Origin of the sequence: Coprococcus comes ATCC 27758, from assembly GCF_025149785.1 — a bacterium.
Taxonomy (GTDB): domain Bacteria; phylum Bacillota; class Clostridia; order Lachnospirales; family Lachnospiraceae; genus Allocoprococcus; species Allocoprococcus comes.
In genome coordinates this window covers 2835658-2854716 of the sequence record NZ_CP102277.1, presented here as the reverse complement: position 1 = coordinate 2854716, position 19059 = coordinate 2835658, and the positions used below count along the sequence as shown (strand labels likewise).

General features: G+C 42.5%; 12 protein-coding genes and 1 other annotated feature (1 of these 13 only partly in view). All 12 genes read left to right on the top strand.

Annotation, left to right across the window (positions count from 1 at the left end):
• Positions 1-63: a sequence feature (ribosomal protein L10 leader region), on the top strand (it extends 74 nt beyond the left edge of the window).
• Positions 64-138: 75 nt separating this feature from the next.
• Complete coding sequence (gene rplJ, locus NQ556_RS14065) at positions 139-663, top strand: 50S ribosomal protein L10 (protein WP_022220338.1); 525 nt, start codon at positions 139-141, stop codon at positions 661-663.
• An 81-nt stretch (positions 664-744) separates the two neighbouring features.
• Positions 745-1119: a 50S ribosomal protein L7/L12 gene (gene rplL / locus NQ556_RS14060; RefSeq protein WP_022220337.1), complete on the top strand. Its 375-nt coding sequence runs from the start codon at positions 745-747 to the stop codon at positions 1117-1119.
• A 347-nt stretch (positions 1120-1466) separates the two neighbouring features.
• Positions 1467-5336 carry a DNA-directed RNA polymerase subunit beta gene (rpoB, locus tag NQ556_RS14055; RefSeq protein ID WP_022220336.1) on the top strand — a complete coding sequence of 1290 codons (3870 nt, stop codon included), beginning with the start codon at positions 1467-1469 and terminating at the stop codon, positions 5334-5336.
• A gap of 13 nt (positions 5337-5349) precedes the next feature.
• The gene (rpoC, locus tag NQ556_RS14050) at positions 5350-9042 is read left to right on the top strand and encodes a DNA-directed RNA polymerase subunit beta' (protein WP_044999120.1); all 3693 of its coding nucleotides are present in this window, start codon (positions 5350-5352) and stop codon (positions 9040-9042) included.
• A 187-nt stretch (positions 9043-9229) separates the two neighbouring features.
• Positions 9230-9814, top strand: coding sequence for a helix-turn-helix domain-containing protein (locus NQ556_RS14045; RefSeq protein WP_008373502.1), 585 nt, complete (start codon positions 9230-9232; stop codon positions 9812-9814).
• Between the two features lie 396 nt (positions 9815-10210).
• Positions 10211-11284: a M24 family metallopeptidase gene (locus tag NQ556_RS14040; protein WP_008373503.1), complete on the top strand. Its 1074-nt coding sequence runs from the start codon at positions 10211-10213 to the stop codon at positions 11282-11284.
• 22 nt (positions 11285-11306) lie between these two features.
• The gene (locus tag NQ556_RS14035; RefSeq protein ID WP_008373505.1) at positions 11307-12953 is read left to right on the top strand and encodes a peptide ABC transporter substrate-binding protein; all 1647 of its coding nucleotides are present in this window, start codon (positions 11307-11309) and stop codon (positions 12951-12953) included.
• A gap of 173 nt (positions 12954-13126) precedes the next feature.
• Entirely contained in the window at positions 13127-14053 is a 927-nt protein-coding gene (locus NQ556_RS14030; RefSeq protein WP_022219960.1) for an ABC transporter permease, read from the top strand.
• A gap of 10 nt (positions 14054-14063) precedes the next feature.
• Complete coding sequence (locus NQ556_RS14025; RefSeq protein ID WP_008373509.1) at positions 14064-14987, top strand: ABC transporter permease; 924 nt, start codon at positions 14064-14066, stop codon at positions 14985-14987.
• Positions 14988-15002: 15 nt separating this feature from the next.
• Entirely contained in the window at positions 15003-16025 is a 1023-nt protein-coding gene (locus tag NQ556_RS14020) for an ABC transporter ATP-binding protein (protein WP_008373511.1), read from the top strand.
• A gap of 1 nt (position 16026) precedes the next feature.
• Positions 16027-17001, top strand: a complete 975-nt coding sequence (locus tag NQ556_RS14015) for an ABC transporter ATP-binding protein (protein ID WP_008373513.1) — start codon at positions 16027-16029, stop codon at positions 16999-17001.
• Between the two features lie 273 nt (positions 17002-17274).
• Positions 17275-19047, top strand: coding sequence for an LCP family protein (locus NQ556_RS14010; RefSeq protein WP_147574828.1), 1773 nt, complete (start codon positions 17275-17277; stop codon positions 19045-19047).
• Positions 19048-19059: the final 12 nt, after the last annotated feature.

The following is a 19059-nucleotide window of genomic DNA, read 5'->3' as shown; positions in this document are numbered from 1 at the left end:
AGATTCATTAGATTTGAATTTGTAAACCTCTGTGCTTTGGCGCGGAGGTTTTTTAGCGCATGATTGCGTGATATGAAAGTCCCCGCTGGGACCGAGACTTTCTGGCAGTTGAAAATACTACAAGGAGGTGCACCATTCGTGGCAAAAGTTGAATTAAAACAACCTATCGTACAGGCAATCGTTGAAGATCTCACAGATGCTCAGTCAGCAGTTATCGTTAACTACTGTGGACTTACAGTAGCTCAGGACACTGAACTTCGTAAACAGCTGAGAGAAGCAGGTGTTATCTACAAAGTTTGCAAGAACACAATGATGAAGAGAGCTTTTGAAGGAACAGATTTCGCACAGCTTGACGAATATCTGGAAGGACCGAACGCTATTGCAATTTCTAAAGAAGATGCAACAGCACCGGCAAGAATCATCTGCAATTTCGCTAAGAAAGCAGAAGCTCTTGAAGTAAAAGCAGGTGTAGTTGAAGGCTCAGTATATGACGCAGCTGGTATTCAGGAACTTTCTAAGATTCCGTCAAGAGAAGTACTGCTGTCCAAATTACTTGGAAGCTTACAGTCACCTATTACAAACCTTGCTCGTGTTCTTAATCAGATCGCAGAACAGGGCGATGCTCCGGCAGAAGCTGAAGCAGAAGCACCGGCAGCAGAGTAAGCTGTACCGGAATCCCATCCGAGTGTGGGAACAGTAAGAGGCGAAAGAGCCAATCATTAAAATCAAATGGAGGAAAATAAAATGGCAAAATTAACAACAGCAGAATTTATTGAAGCTATCAAAGAATTATCTGTACTTGAATTAAATGACTTAGTTAAAGCATGTGAAGAAGAATTTGGTGTATCCGCAGCAGCAGGTGTTGTAGTAGCAGCAGCTGCAGAAGGTGGAGCAGCAGCAGAAGAAAAAGATGAGTTCGACGTAGAACTTGTTTCTGCTGGAGCATCTAAAGTTAAAGTTATCAAAGTTGTTCGTGAAATCACAGGACTTGGACTTAAAGAAGCTAAAGAATTAGTTGACGGAGCACCGAAGGTAGTTAAAGAAGGCGTTTCTAAAGCTGAAGCTGAAGAAATCAAAACAAAACTTGAAGCTGAAGGAGCAGAAGTTAACCTTAAGTAATTTTGGTTATCACACTGTGAATGACAAGAGCGTATCGCGCAGGATTTCCTGCAGTGATACGCTCTTTTGATTTTTTGTACTTTTCTGCGGTATGCATACAATGATGATGAGGATTGCGAGAGTGCAAAGCACGTAGCAATCTGGTATCAAAGGGACCGAAAGTAAATTTTGCCACTTACATTATAAAATACAATAAAAATACAATTCTTTGAAAAGTTAGACTTGACAATCGGGAAAAACCTGTGGTAAAGTAAAAAATGCGCTATTGTGGAAACGTATGCCATAAGTGCGCCCTGAATAAGGCGGAAATAACCCGAAAATTTATCATATAAGGAGTGAAACGTCAAATGGAGAAAAACAGAATTCGTCCCATCACAAACGGAAAAAGTATGCGCATGAGCTATTCCCGGCAAAAAGAAGTACTCCAAATGCCTAATTTGATCGAAGTTCAGACCGACTCTTACAAATGGTTCCTGGATGAAGGATTAAAAGAAGTATTTGATGATATTTCTCCGATTACCGATTACAGCGGACATCTGAGCCTGGAATTTGTCGACTTTACATTGTGCACAGATGAAACCAAGTACACAATCGAGGAATGTAAAGAACGCGATGCTACTTATGCTGCACCGCTTAAAGTGAAGGTAAGACTTCACAACAAAGAGACAGATGAGATCAATGAACATGAGATCTTTATGGGTGATTTACCGATTATGACAAGAACCGGTACCTTTGTAATCAATGGTGCGGAACGTGTTATTGTCAGCCAGCTGGTGCGTTCACCTGGTATTTATTATGGAATTGCGCATGATAAACTTGGTAAAGAATTATACTCTTGCACCGTTATCCCGAACAGGGGTGCATGGCTTGAATATGAGACGGACTCCAATGACGTTTTCTATGTCCGTGTGGACAGAACCCGTAAGGTGCCGATCACAGTCCTGATCCGTGCACTTGGTATTGGAACGAATGCTGAGATTATCGATCTTTTTGGTGAAGAGCCAAAGATTCTCGCAAGTTTCACAAAGGATACTTCAGAGAACTATCAGGAAGGTCTTCTCGAATTATATAAGAAGATCCGTCCGGGTGAACCGCTTGCTGTAGACAGTGCAGAAAGTCTGATCACCAGCATGTTCTTTGACCCGAGACGTTATGACCTTGCAAAGGTTGGACGTTATAAATTTAATAAGAAGCTTATGCTCAAGAACCGTATCACAGGACATACGCTGGCCGAAGACGTAGTAAGTCCGATGACAGGTGAAGTAATTGCAGAAGCAGGAGCTGTCGTTGACAGAGAACTTGCAGATGCCATCCAGAATGCAGCTGTTCCATATGTGTGGATCGCAAGAGAAGAAAGTGACCGTAATATCAAAGTACTTTCTAATATGATGGTAGATCTCAAAGCTGTATGTGGAATCGATCCGGAAGAAGTTGGCGTAACTGAACTGGTATACTATCCGGTACTTGCTGAACTCCTGGAAGAGACAGCCGGAGATATCGATGAGCTGAAAGAAGCAATTCATAAGAATATTCATGAACTGATTCCGAAGCATATTACAAAAGAAGACATTATGGCGTCTATCAATTACAATATGCATCTTGAATATGGAATCGGTAAAGATGATGATATTGACCACTTGGGTAACAGACGTATCCGTGCGGTTGGAGAACTTCTCCAGAATCAGTACAGAATCGGTCTTTCAAGACTGGAAAGAGTTGTTCGTGAAAGAATGACAACACAGGATCTGGAGGGCATTTCTCCGCAGTCACTGATCAATATCAAGCCTGTAACTGCTGCTGTTAAAGAGTTCTTCGGATCATCACAGCTGTCACAGTTCATGGATCAGAATAACCCGCTTGGTGAGCTGACTCACAAGAGACGTCTTTCCGCACTTGGTCCAGGTGGACTTTCCCGTGACCGTGCCGGATTCGAGGTTCGTGACGTTCACTACTCACATTACGGAAGAATGTGTCCGATCGAGACACCTGAAGGACCGAACATCGGTCTGATCAACTCTCTCGCATGTTATGCAAGAATCAATGAGTACGGATTTATAGAAGCACCGTACCGTAAGATTGACAAAACAGATCCGCAGAATCCGGTTGTAACCGAAGAGGTAGTATATATGACTGCGGATGAAGAAGATAATTATCATGTAGCACAGGCGAATGAGCCTCTGGATGAGGAAGGACATTTCATTCATAAGAATGTATCTGGTCGTTACCGTGATGAGACTCAGGAATACGAGAAAAGAATGTTTGATTACATGGACGTATCTCCGAAGATGGTATTCTCTGTTGCTACAGCACTGATTCCGTTCCTGCAGAACGATGATGCGAACCGTGCGCTGATGGGGTCCAACATGCAGCGTCAGGCCGTACCGCTTCTTACTACAGAAGCTCCGGTAGTCGGAACAGGTATGGAAGTAAAATCTGCTGTCGACTCAGGTGTATGTGTCGTTGCAGAAGAAGGAGGTATTGTTGAGAGATCAACATCTACCGAAATCACAATTAAACAGGATGACAAGACAAAAAAGACTTATAAGCTGACCAAATTCCTGCGAAGCAACCAGAGCAACTGCTATAACCAGAGACCGATCGTTGTTAAAGGTGAAAGAGTTGAAAAGGGACAGGTAATCGCAGACGGACCTTCTACCTCCAATGGTGAGATGGCTCTTGGTAAGAACCCGTTGATCGGATTTATGACCTGGGAAGGTTACAACTACGAGGATGCTGTACTTCTTAGTGAACGTCTTGTACAGAATGATGTTTATACATCTGTTCATATCGAAGAATATGAAGCAGAAGCCCGTGATACAAAGCTCGGACCAGAAGAAATCACACGCGATATTCCTGGCGTAGGAGATGATGCACTGAAAGATCTGGATGAGAGAGGTATTATCCGTATCGGTGCTGAGGTTCGTGCAGGAGATATTCTTGTCGGCAAAGTTACTCCGAAGGGAGAGACAGAACTGACAGCAGAGGAAAGACTTCTTCGTGCAATTTTTGGAGAAAAAGCTCGTGAAGTAAGAGATACTTCTCTGAAAGTACCTCATGGTGAATACGGTATCGTTGTAGATGCGAAAGTATTTACAAGAGAAAATGGGGATGAACTTTCACCGGGAGTTAACCAGGCAGTCCGTATCTACATCGCACAGAAGAGAAAGATCTCTGTAGGTGATAAGATGGCCGGACGTCATGGTAACAAGGGTGTTGTTTCCCGTGTACTTCCTGTAGAAGATATGCCGTTCCTTCCGAACGGACGTCCGCTTGACATCGTGCTGAACCCACTGGGTGTACCATCACGTATGAACATCGGACAGGTACTGGAGATCCACCTTTCTCTGGCTGCCAAAGCACTTGGATTCAACATCGCAACACCAGTATTTGATGGTGCAAACGAGGTTGATATTATGGATACCCTGGATCTGGCGAACGATTATGTTAACCTGTCCTGGGAAGAATTTGAAGCAAGACATAAAGAAGAACTTCTTCCGGAAGTTATGGATTATCTGTATGAGAACAGAGACCACAGAGCACTGTGGAAAGGCGTTCCGCTTTCAAGAGACGGTAAAGTAAGACTGAGAGACGGTCGTACCGGGGAATATTTCGACAGCCCGGTAACAATCGGACACATGCATTATCTGAAACTGCATCATCTGGTTGATGATAAGATCCATGCACGTTCAACTGGTCCTTACTCACTGGTAACACAGCAGCCACTTGGTGGTAAAGCACAGTTCGGTGGACAGCGTTTCGGAGAAATGGAGGTTTGGGCACTGGAAGCTTACGGTGCATCTTATACTCTGCAGGAAATCCTGACAGTTAAATCCGATGATGTGGTTGGTCGTGTGAAGACATACGAAGCAATCATCAAAGGTGAAAATATTCCTGAACCGGGAATTCCGGAATCCTTCAAGGTACTTCTTAAAGAACTTCAGTCACTCGGTCTGGATGTACGTGTCCTGGATGAGAACAATGAAGAAGTTCAGATCATGGAAAGTGTAGATTATGGTGATACAAACCTGAATCACATTATTGAAGGAGACAGACGCTACAATAACGACGAAGATTACGGCAAACACGGATACAGCAAGCAGGAATTCTCAGAAGGAGAACTGGTTGATGTAGAAGATGAGCCGGAGGAAGATGACAGCTTCGACGATTTTGATGGCGATATGAACGATGATTTTGATGACGACATGGATTTAGAATAGGAGGATGCCGAGAATGACAGAAACAAAAAAAGAACCAACGTATCAACCGATTTCATTTGATGCGATTAAAATAGGTCTGGCATCTCCGGAAAAGATTCTGGAATGGTCAAGAGGTGAAGTTACAAAGCCGGAGACAATCAACTACAGAACACTGAAGCCGGAAAGAGACGGTCTGTTCTGTGAGAAAATCTTCGGACCTAGCAAAGACTGGGAATGCCACTGTGGTAAATACAAAAAGATCCGTTATAAAGGTGTTGTATGCGACCGCTGTGGTGTAGAAGTAACAAAAGCAACTGTGCGACGTGAACGTATGGGTCACATCGCACTTGCAGCACCGGTTTCTCATATCTGGTATTTCAAAGGTATTCCGAGCCGTATGGGACTGATCCTGGATCTTTCACCGAGAACTCTGGAAAAAGTACTGTATTTCGCTTCTTATATCGTACTTGATAAGGGAGAGACAGATCTCTCTTACAAGCAGGTTCTTTCAGAAGCTGAATACCAGGAAGCAAGAGAAAACTGGGGCAATGGCTTCCGCGTAGGAATGGGAGCAGAAGCGATCAAAGAACTTCTTGAAGCGATCGATCTTGAAAAAGATTATGCTGAACTGCAGGCAGGACTTGAGGGTGCTACCGGACAGAAGAGAGCAAGAATCGTTAAGAGACTTGAAGTAGTAGAAGCTTTCCGCGAATCAGGAAACAAACCGGAATGGATGATCATGACTGCAATCCCGGTAATTCCGCCGGATCTGCGTCCGATGGTACAGTTGGATGGTGGACGTTTTGCAACATCTGACCTGAATGATCTGTACAGAAGAATTATCAACAGAAATAACCGTCTGAGAAGACTCCTTGAACTGGGAGCTCCGGACATTATCGTTAGAAACGAAAAGAGAATGCTGCAGGAAGCTGTAGATGCTCTGATCGACAATGGACGTCGTGGACGTCCGGTAACAGGTCCTGGAAACAGAGCACTGAAATCCCTTTCTGATATGCTGAAAGGTAAATCAGGACGTTTCCGTCAGAACCTGCTCGGAAAACGTGTTGACTACTCAGGACGTTCCGTTATCGTTGTAGGACCGGAATTGAAGATCTATCAGTGCGGTCTTCCGAAAGAAATGGCAATCGAGCTGTTCAAGCCGTTTGTTATGAAAGAACTTGTTGAGAGCGGAGCTGCTCACAATATTAAGAATGCTAAGAAAATGGTAGAGCGTCTTCAGCCGGAAGTATGGGATGTGCTTGAAGATGTAATCAAAGAGCATCCGGTTATGCTGAACCGTGCTCCTACACTTCACCGTCTTGGTATCCAGGCATTTGAACCGATTCTGGTAGAAGGTAAAGCAATTAAGCTTCATCCACTGGTATGTACCGCATTCAATGCCGATTTCGATGGTGACCAGATGGCGGTTCATCTTCCGCTTTCTGTAGAAGCTCAGGCTGAGTGCCGTTTCCTTCTGCTTTCACCAAACAACCTTCTGAAACCGTCTGATGGTGGTCCGGTAGCTGTTCCTTCACAGGATATGGTTCTTGGTATCTACTATCTGACGCAGGAAAGACCGGGAGCCAAGGGAGAAGGAAAAGTATTCAAGAGTGTGAATGAAGCAATTCTTGCTTATGAAAACGGAGTTGTAACTCTTCACTCAAGAATCAAAGTACGTGTGACAAAGACGATGCCGGATGGAACAAAGAAGACCGGTACAGTAGAGTCTACACTTGGACGTTTCATTTTCAACGAAATCATTCCGCAGGATCTTGGTTTTGTTGATCGTGAAAAAGAAGGAAATGAACTGGTCCTTGAAGTGGATTTCCATGTAGGAAAGAAACAGCTGAAACAGATTCTTGAAAAAGTTATTAACACACATGGTGCGTCAGCTACAGCTGAAGTACTTGACCATGTAAAATCAATGGGATACAAGCTCTCTACAAGAGCAGCTATGACTGTATCTATTTCAGATATGACTGTACCGCCACAGAAACCGGAACTGATCGCAAGAGCACAGTCAACAGTTGATAAGATCACACGTAACTTCAAGCGTGGTCTTATTACAGAAGAAGAGCGTTATAAAGAGGTTGTAGAAACCTGGAAAGAAACAGATGATGAGCTTACAGAAGCCCTTCTTACAGGACTTGATAAATACAACAATATCTTCATGATGGCAGATTCCGGAGCCCGTGGATCTGACAAACAGATCAAACAGCTTGCAGGTATGCGTGGACTTATGGCGGATACAACCGGTCATACGATCGAACTGCCAATCAAGTCAAACTTCCGTGAAGGTCTGGACGTACTGGAATACTTCATGTCTGCGCATGGAGCTCGAAAAGGTATGTCAGATACTGCCCTTCGTACAGCCGATTCAGGATACCTGACAAGACGTCTTGTTGACGTATCACAGGATCTGATCATCCGTGAGGTTGACTGTGTAAGCAAAGATGCCGAAATTCCGGGAATGTATCTGCATGCATTTATGGATGGAAATGAAGAAATCGAAAGTCTTCAGGAACGTATTACAGGAAGATATTCATGCTATACAATCTGTGACAAAGATGGCAATGTTCTTGTAAAGGCAAACCACATGATCACACCAAAACGTGCAGAAAAGATTATGAAATATGGTGTGGATGAAAATGGAAATTCACCGCTTAAGAAAGTGAAAGTCCGTACAATCCTGACCTGTAAATCACACATTGGTATCTGTGCGAAATGTTATGGTGCCAATATGGCAACAGGTGAACCGGTACAGGTTGGTGAAGCTGTCGGTATTATCGCAGCTCAGTCAATCGGTGAACCTGGTACACAGCTGACCATGCGTACTTTCCATAGTGGTGGTGTAGCCGGTGGAGATATCACACAGGGTCTTCCTCGTGTCGAAGAACTTTTTGAAGCAAGAAAGCCGAAAGGTCTTGCTATCATCACAGAAATCGCAGGTGTTGCAAACCTGAACGATACAAAGAAGAAGCGTGAAATCATCGTTACCAATCAGCAGACAGGTGAGACAAAGACTTATCTGATTCCTTATGGATCACGTATTAAAGTACAGGATGGAGCTGTTCTGGAAGCCGGTGACGAGCTTACAGAAGGTAGCGTGAACCCACATGACCTTCTTAAGATCAAAGGTCTTCGTGCTGCACAGGACTACATGCTTCAGGAAGTACAGAGAGTATACCGTTTGCAGGGTGTAGAAATCAATGATAAGCATATCGAAGTTATCGTTCGTCAGATGCTGAAGAAGATCCGCATCGAAGAAAGAGGGGATACTGAATTCCTTCCGGGAACAATGGTGGATGTCCTTGAGTTCAACGATGTAAATGAACAGATGGTAACAGAAGGTAAAGAACCTGCAACAGGAGAACAGATCATGCTTGGTATTACCAAGGCATCCCTGGCAACAGATTCCTTCCTGTCAGCTGCATCTTTCCAGGAGACAACCAAGGTTCTGACTGAGGCTGCTATCAAAGGTAAGGTTGACCACCTGATCGGTCTGAAAGAGAACGTCATTATCGGTAAACTGATTCCGGCAGGAACAGGTATGAGAAAATACCGTGACGTTAAACTTGATACAGGTCTTGGTATGGATATGGACGACGAAATCAGTTTTGATGATTTTGATATGGATGATGATACTGAGTCTGAAGTATCGGCAGAGACAGCAGAAACTGTTGAAACCGAAGAAAATGCTGACGAAACAGTTACAGTTGAAGAATAGGCTTTATATGCTAAGAGAGGCAGATACGTTGAATGGCGTGTCTGCTTTTCTTGCTTTAAAGACACGAAAAACAAAAATATTTGAAAAATAATTCCGATTCTTTAACACTTTACAAAAATAAAGGGTTGCAAAATATGAAAAAATACAGTAGCATATAAATAATCAATCGAAAATCAGGGGGTGTGATATGCTGGATTTAGCTCATATTGGTGAACGGATCAGAGAATGCAGAAAAAAGAAAATGATGACAATCCGGGTTTTGGGAGAATATACAGGACTTTCAGCGGGCTATCTGAGTATGCTGGAACAGAATAAGACATCTCCGAATGTGGACAGTCTTGCGCGAATTTGTGAAGCACTGGATATTGATATACAGTATGCACTGGAAGGGGAAATGCCGGGAAAGACGGTTATACACAGAGAAGAAATGAGTAAGCATCTTTATCCGGAAGAAAATATGACGGTTGAGGTTGCAGACTTTGGTCAGGGAGAATCGATTTTTGAATATATTACGATTGAACCGGGAGAATCTGCGAAAAAAGAAGAATATCGTCATGTCTTTTCGGAAATGTGTATGGTGATAAAAGGAACTCTGAATGTAGAGGTGGAAGGAAAAATTTGCAGTTTACATCCGGGAGACAGTGTATATATAAAGAGCAGAGAGCGTCATAGTATTTCCAATCCCGGAAAAGAACCTTGTGTCAGTATATGGGTATATCACCGGGATGTACCAAGACGGTTTGAAAGGAATGAAAATAAAATTGTGAAATAAATAGCATTCCTCTTGACAATCTTAGAGTATGGTTCTATAATAAGGAAAATTACACATATGAATAAATATTCATCTAAGTGAATTTACAAAATTGAACTGTTAAAACGGAGTTTCTTCGAAATTCACGCAACTCTGAAGACAGTGTTATTTACGAAAGTGTATAAAGACTGATTTTATACATACAATACGGACAATCTAATAATTAAACATAGACGTCATAGCGTGAAACTATGACCTTTGAAAGAAGACAAGGACGTCATGATGCAAATCATGGCGTTCTTTTGTTTACACTACTAGACTGTGGTCTAGTAAAGTATTACATTGTCGCAGAGGGACGGACATATCTGGTAAATATACCGTATCAGAAGAACAAAAGTACATGAGAGGAGAACAAAAATGGACAGATTAACTCAATTGCGAGAGTACATGGAAAAAGAAAGACTGGATGCGTTTTATATTGCAAAGCCGGCGAATGTACGTTGTATCAGCGGATTTACGGGGGAAGACTCATTCCTTTTTATCACAAAGGCGAATCAGTATTTTATCACTGATGCAAGATACACAGAGCAGGCATCTTATGAATGTCCGGATTACGAACTTGTAAACTGGCGAATCAATTTTGGCTACAGCATGGGGAAAGCTGTTGCATATTGCGCAGACAAAGATGGAGTTAAAACAATTGGATTTGAACAGGATCATCTGACATTTGAAAAATGGAACTCTATGCAGGCTGAACTCAGTGCTGAGATGGTTCCGACGCTGAACGTAATCGAAGGCTTCCGCGCGATCAAGACGCCGGAAGAGATCAAGAACCTTACCGTTGCCTGCGATATCGCATCCAGAGCATTTGAAAAAATTATAAAAGACATCCGTCCGGGTGTGACAGAAAAAGAAATCGCATCCAGACTTGCACATTACATGGTAATGGAAGGTGCAGATACCAAACCGTACGGTGGAATCGTTATTTCAGGAGCAAAGAGCTCTCTGCTTCACGGGATTCCGGACAGTAAGCCAATCGAATACGGAGATTTCGTATTGATGGATTATGGATGCCAGTACAAAGGCTATCTTTCAGATATGACAAGAACAGTAGTTGTCGGCAAGGCAGACGCCAAACAGAGAGAAGTGTATGATCTCTGCCGTCGTATGACAGAAGATACAGAAGCATCTGTAAGAGCCGGTGTGACAGGAACTTCCTGCTATGAAGCTTCACTTGAAGCAATCAAAGATACAGAATACCTTCCGTATAATTATACAGGAATCGGTCATGGAGTTGGGCTGTTCGTCCATGAACTTCCGAATATCGGACTGAACTGTGAGAATATCTTACAGGAGAACAGCATAATGACAGTAGAACCAGGACTTTATATTCCGGGTTGGGGTGGTGTCAGACTTGAGGATCAGGGCATCATCACAAAAGACGGATATGAAAACCTGATCAGTGCTACACATGAGCTAATAGAATTATAAATGAAAAAGGAGGACAACATTTATGAAAAAGAAATTATTAGCAGCTTTACTTGCTACAGCAATGACAGTAACAATGTTTGCTGGCTGTGGTACACCGGGATCCAAAGATTCCAAGAAAGATGACAGCAGTGCTTCATCAGGAAAGAAGAGAATTACTTACACACTTCGTGAAGACCTTCCTTCTATGGATCCACAGAACAGTAACTCTATCTCATGTGCAACAGCAGAAATCTGCACCTATGCGATGCTGACACGTAACGTGGAAGGCGAAATCAAACCAGATGCAGCTGAAAGCTGGGATATTTCAGATGACGGACTTACTTACACATTCCACCTTCGTGATGGACTGAAATGGTCTGACGGAGAAGATGTAAAAGCAGGCGATTATGTTTATGGTATCCAGAGACTTATGGATCCAGAAATGGCAAGCGATTACGCATTCATCGGATATATCCTCAAAAACGGTGCAGAAGTAAATAGCGGTTCTGTGCCTGTCGATGAACTTGGCGTATCTGCACCAGATGACAAGACAGTTGTTATCGAACTTGCACATCCGGCTACATACTTCCTTAGTATGGCTGCTATGGCAACATTCGGTCCTGCAAGAAAAGATTATGTAGAAAAATACGGAAAAGAATATGCAGCTGATCCGGAAAAATCTGTTTATAACGGACCGTTCAAGATGACAGAGTGGAAACACGGCGATGAAATGATCCTTTCTAAGAATGAAAATTACTGGGATGCAGACAGCATCAAGCTTGATGAAATCTGCGTAAAGACAGTTGCAGATGCTAAGACAGCGGTTGCTATGTGGGAACAGGGCGAAGTTGATATCACAGTTGTACCTACTGAAATGACAGATCAGTATACAGAAAATACTGAATTCTACTATACAGGTGCAGATGATTACATCATGCTCAACATGTCAGAAGACAGACCGCTTGCTAACAAGAACCTGAGATTTGCTTTGAACTATGCAATCAACAGAACAGAATACAACAAGCTGGTTAACAATGACGTATATGACGTTGCACAGAGACTTGTACTTCCAAACGTGCAGGCGGCAGATGACCAGACATACGGAGAAGCTTATCCATATACACCATTCCCGGCAGAAAATGATAATGATAAAGCAAAAGAATATCTGGATGCAGCAATGAAAGAAATGGGCGTTTCTAATCCGGCAGACATCAAGATTACTCTTCTTACAACTGATACAGATGGTGCTAAGAAGCAGGCTGAAGTTCTTCAGGAACAGTATCAGAAGAACCTTGGTATTACAGTAGAAATCAACCAGGTAACTTACAAACAGAGACTTCAGATGGAAACTGAAAAAGACTACGATATGGTAGTAACAGGATGGGTTCCGGACTACTCTGACGCATACTCTTATCTGGAACTGTGGATCAGCGATGGTCAGTATAACCACTCTGGATATGCGAACGCTGAATACGACAAGCTTCTTAAAGATTCTCAGACAGAGACAGATGCTAAGACAAGACAGGATATGCTGTTCCAGGCAGAACAGATCTTCCTTGGAGAAGATTCCGCTCTTGTACCGCTTCAGTTACGTAGAGACCAGTATCTGATCAATCCGAAGATTTCTAACTTCAATGTATACTTTGTCGGATATGACTTCGATCTGGTATATGCAGACATCAGCGAATAATACAGTTGGATGGTAACATACCTTGCGGTCGGCGCGGACTTACTGGTCCGCACCGGCTGCTTATTTGAGGGTTTTGATTATTTCGAGGGGTAGATTTGGTATGTATCAGCCAATAGGAAGTATGTGAAATAATCAAAGCTATCAAATAAAGAAAAATGAAGGGAGACAAAAGAATGGCAAAATATATAGCTAAACGAGTTGCATTAGCCATCGTAACACTTTTGGTACTTACAAGTGTTGTATTCGTCCTGGTTCGTCTGATGCCGGGAGATCCGTTCTCAAGTGACAAGATGACACCGGAGATCAAAGCGAATCTGGAAGCTTACTATGGTTTGGATAAACCGCTTGCAGAGCAGTATATAACTTATATGAAGAATGTGCTTCATGGTGATCTGGGGTATTCTATGAAGTATGAGAGTCAGACAGTTAACCGTATTATTGCTGACTCATTCCCATACTCAGCAGACCTGGGAATCCGTTCACTGTGCTTTGCACTGTTCTTCGGACTGATCCTTGGAATTGTAGCAGCACTGAATCGAGGAAAGAAACTGGACTTCGTCTGTATTTTGATTGCGATCATTGGTACATCGATTCCTGACTTCATCATGGGATCTGTACTTCAGTATTTCTTTGGAATCAAATGGCAGATTCTTCCGGTTGCGCAGTACACAAGCTTTAAGCACACAATTTTACCGTCAATCGCGGTTGGATTCTATACACTGGCATCCATTTCCCGTCTGATGCGTTCCAGTATGCTGGAAGTTGTATCTTCAGATTATACAAAGACAGCACGTGCGAAAGGTTTATCGGATTTCCGAATTACAGTTAAACATCAGATCCGTAATGCGATCACACCGATCATTACCATTATGGGACCGACAGTTGCATCTGTATTAACAGGAACATTCGTAATCGAAGCCCTTTTCGCAATCCCTGGAATGGGAAAACATTATGTAGACAGTATTAACATGGCAGATTATACACTGGTTCTTGGTATGACGATCTTCTACGGAGCATTCCTGATCGTGTCAATCCTGATTGTAGATATCTTATACGGTATTGTAGATCCGAGAATCCGTCTGAGTGGTAAAAAAAGGTAGGTGACGAGAAATGGCAGAAATTACAAAAGAACAGTTTAAAGTTGTAGGAAAAAATACAAAGACAATGGAGTCTATTTCCCGTCCGAATATTGGTTACTGGCAGGATGCATGGAGACGAATCCGCAAGAATAAGATTGCATTCTTCTCATTGTGCCTGATTGGACTTTATGTACTTATGGCGATCTTTGTTCCAATGTTCAGCAAATATGACATTGCAACACAGAGTGTGGCAGAGATGAACCAGAGCTTTTCAAAAGCACATTGGTTTGGAACAGACTCTCTTGGACGTGATCTCTGGGTTCGTGCATGGTCTGGTGCGAGAGTATCTCTGACAATTGGTTTTGCAGCCAGCATCATCAATGCAATCGTTGGATCTATCATGGGTGGTATCTCAGGATTCTACGGTGGCAAGATCGATATGGTTATCCAGCGTGTCGTTGACGTATTATACGGAATCCCAAGTCTGATCGTTACCATTCTTCTTATGGTAGTTGTTGGTAACGGTGTACACTGTTTGATTCTTGCTATGTGTTGCGTCGGATGGATCGGTGGATGTCGTTTCGTTCGTGGTGAAGTATTAAAACTGAGAGAATCTGATTTCGTATCTGCAGCCAAGATCCTTGGTGTGCCGGATATCGTAATCATTGTAAAACATATTTTACCGAATATCATGGGACTTATCATTACAAACCTGACAATGGCTATTCCGGGAGCTATTTTCCAGGAGGCATTCCTGAGCTATATCGGTCTGGGTATCAAACCACCGAACTGCAGCTGGGGTGTACTTGCAAAAGACGGAATCGCACAGCTGAGAATTCATCCGTACCAGGTATTTGTACCGGCATTCCTGATTTGTACAACAATGCTTGCGCTGAATCTTCTTGGTGATGGACTTCGTGATGCATTTGACCCGAAACTTAGAGGAACCGAGTAGGAAGGAGTATAGAAGATGGAAAATTTATTGGAAGTAAAAAATCTGCAATTCTCTTTCCGTACATACGGTGGAGTTGTAAAAGCTGTTCGTGATGTCAGCTTTGAAGTCCGTCCGGGAGAAATTCTTGGTATAGTTGGAGAATCCGGATGTGGAAAGAGTGTTACCTCTCAGTGCCTGATGAGACTGAATCCGGAACCGCCTGGATTCTTTGAAGGCGGAGAGATTCTTTATAAAGGAAAAGATGTTCTGAAAATGAACAAAAAAGAACTTCGTCAGTTCCGTGGAAAAGAGATCAGTTATATTTTTCAGGATCCTATGACCTCATTGAACCCGACAATGCGTATCGGAAAACAGATTGAAGAAGTATTCGTCGGAAGAAAAGGTATGAGTGCAGCTGAGAAAAAAGCAAAAGCACTTGAAATCCTTAAAATGGTAGGTATCTCTGATGGAGAACGCCGTTACAAACAGTATCCACATGAACTTTCAGGTGGTATGAAACAGCGTGTTATGATTGCGATCGCTCTGGTAGGAAGCCCGAGCATCGTTATTGCCGATGAGCCGACTACTTCTTTGGATGTTACAATTGAAGCACAGATTCTTGATGTACTGAAAAATCTTCAGAAAACACTTGGGACATCTATTATCCTGATCACACATGACCTTGGTGTTATCGCAAAGCTTTGCGACCGTGTACTGGTTATGTATGGAGGAAAGATCGTAGAACGTGGATCTGTAGATGAGATTTTCTATGATACAGCACATCCTTACACAAAAGGACTTATGCATTCAATTGCCAAACTGGATACAGCAAGAGGCCACAAATTGCAGCCAATCGAAGGAACACCTCCGGATCTGTTTGCACCTCCGAAAGGATGTCCGTTCGCGGCAAGATGTGAATACTGCATGGAAATCTGTAAAGATATGCCGCCACAGACTTATGAGCTTTCAAAAGAACATGAAACCTGTTGCTGGCTGCAGCATGAATATGCACCGGATACAGACATGAGAAGAAAAGTAACTGAGAAAGGAGAGGTGTAAAATGGAAAATACAGAAAAAAAACAGCCTCTCGTACAGGTGAAAAACTTATGTAAATATTTTGAAATCAGCCGTAAAGAAACCTTAAAAGCGGTTGATGATCTTACATTTGATATTTATAAAGGTGAGACAGTCAGCCTGGTAGGTGAGTCCGGCTGTGGTAAATCTACAACAGGACGTACCATGATCAAGTTATACAATCCGACTTCGGGAAATGTATATTATGATGGAAAAGATATTTTCAAATACAATCATGCAGAGCAGAAAGAATTCTGTAAGAAGGTACAGATGATTTTCCAGAACCCGTATTCATCACTGAATCCACGTATGACTGTTAAGGATATCGTTGGAGAAGGTCTGAAACAGCATGGAATGTCAACAAAGGATGCAGATGCAAAAGTAGAGCAGCTGCTTGCTACAGTTGGCCTTAATAAAGATCATATGTCACGTTTCCCACACGAATTCTCAGGTGGACAGAGACAGCGTATCGGTATCGCACGTGCTCTTTCTGTTGATCCGGAATTCATCATCTGTGATGAGCCGATTTCAGCTCTTGATGTGTCTATCCAGGCACAGGTTATCAATATGCTGAAAGAACTGCAGGAAGAAAGAGGACTGACTTACCTGTTTATCGCGCATGACCTTAGTGTCGTAAAATATATTTCTGACCGTGTAGTTGTTATGTACCTCGGAACAATGGTCGAGACTGCTGAGACAGATGAACTTTATGCTCATCCGATGCATCCATATACACAGGCACTGCTTTCTGCAATCCCGGAAGCAGATCCGAATAAAGCAAAAGCGAACCAGCGTATTCCGATCAAGGGTGAGATCCCAAGCCCGATCAATCCGAAGAACTGCTGTCGTTTCGCTGAGAGATGTCAGCATGCGACAGAACGCTGCTTTAAGGAAATGCCGCAGATGAAAGAGATTGCTCCTGGACATAAGGTGGCATGCCATCTTGTAGAAGATAAATAAAAAGTAGTAATATAATAAAGAAGGCGAAGGACTTAAGAAGAGTTCTTCGTTTTCTTTTTGTTTTATGAGAAATTCCGATGGAACTTTCTGTGAAAAAACACTATATGCCTTGGCGGATTAAAAAATTTCCAGAAAAATTGTGCAGAATCACAAAATACGGATTGACACGAAAACATTGACAATATAAGGTAAAAACGATATTATATAGAGATGTAATTGTAATTAAAGCGTCATATCGTGTAATAGTTATGTAACAAATGAAAGTGAGTGTATATGGAACAGAGAAAATCAGCAAGGAGAAGATCGTCTGATGGAACTTCTAATAGAAATATGCGAAGTATCAATAACAGCAGAGAAGTAAGCAGACGGGCTAAGGGGAAGAACCGGTATGCTTATGAAGAAGACCGAAGATCTGCCCGATATTATGATGATGAGGAAGATTACTACAGAGAACGACCGAAAAAGAAATCATCTTCGAATGATAAGAAGAAAAGAAGACCGGAAGAAGACTATCAGAATATAAGAAAGATGTCTGACCCGGAGAATAATAAGAATCGTAAAAATAAACGGCGCAGAGGAAGAAAGAAAAATCGGGTAAGCAGAACGATTGGAATTATACTTGCAATTATCCAGTTTATCCTGTCTGTAGTACTTGCAGTGAATGTGATGCTGTTCAATGTACTTACTTCTACTTATTTCCTGGTACTGATCGGAGTGCTGCTGATCCTGCTTGGAATTACCTTGCTGACACAGATAGCGGCAAAAGGAAAAGGAATTGGCGGAAAGATATTCTGTATACTGATCTGCATCATTCTGGGAGTGGGTTCTTTCTATATAGGAAAAGTAAATAATGCATTCCAGAAGATTACCGGAAGCAATAAGAAAACAAGTTCCATGGTAGTTGCGGTAAAGGCGGATGATAATGCAGATACTTTATCAGCAGCAGCCGGATATACATTTGGTGTTCAGTATGCGACTGGTGGAGACCAGACGAAGTCGGCAGTCAAACAGATTGAAAAGGAACTGGGACAGAACATTACTCTTCAGGAATACAGTAATCTGGGAGAAGAAGCACAGGCATTATATGACGGAGAAGTAGATGCGATTATCTACAACTCAGCTTACAGTAATATTATCAAGGAACAGTATTCAACCTTTACAAAGGATACAAAGGTTATTTATAAGCACAATATTGTTGTTGAAATTGAAAGCGATACATCTGATGAAAGCGTTACAAAGCCATTTGCGGTTTATTTGAGTGGTATTGATACAAATGGTGATATCACAGAACAGGGACGAAGCGATGTCAATATCGTAGCGGTTGTCAATCCGACGAGCCATCAGGTATTACTGATTACGACCCCTAGAGATTATTATGTACCAATCCCGGGAGTATCCGGAGGACAGGACGACAAACTGACACATGCAGGAATCTATGGTGTGGATGTGTCTATGCAGACGCTGGAAGAACTTTATGATACAGATATCGAATTTTTCGGAAGAGTTAATTTTACATCTATGACCAGTGTGGTTGATGCACTTGGCGGACTGGATGTTGAATCAGATCTCGAATTTGATACAGGATGGGAGTCGGGTGCAGAGATTCATGTAAATGAAGGAATGAATCATTTTGATGGTATTAGTGCACTTGCTTTTTGCCGTGAACGTCAGGCACTGCCAGACGGGGACAACGGAAGAGGAGTCCATCAGCAGGCAGTTATCACTGCAATCATTAAAAAGATGATGTCACCGGCAATGCTCCGTGGGGCAAGCGATATTATTGAAAGCGTCAGCGATGGTGTGGATACGAACTTTACTTCCAGCCAGATCCAGTCGCTGATCAAGACTCAGCTCAGAACCAATGCAAAATGGAATATTTATTCCGTGGCAGCGGATGGAACCGGGGGAACAGATATCTGCTATTCTTCAGGAGATGAAGAGCTTTATGTAACGTATCCGGATGAAAATTCAGTGGCTGAGATCATTGGATTGATCAAAAAAGTAAAAGACGGAGAAATAATCGAAGGATCCGTAAGTACAGAATAAAAATGAAGAAAA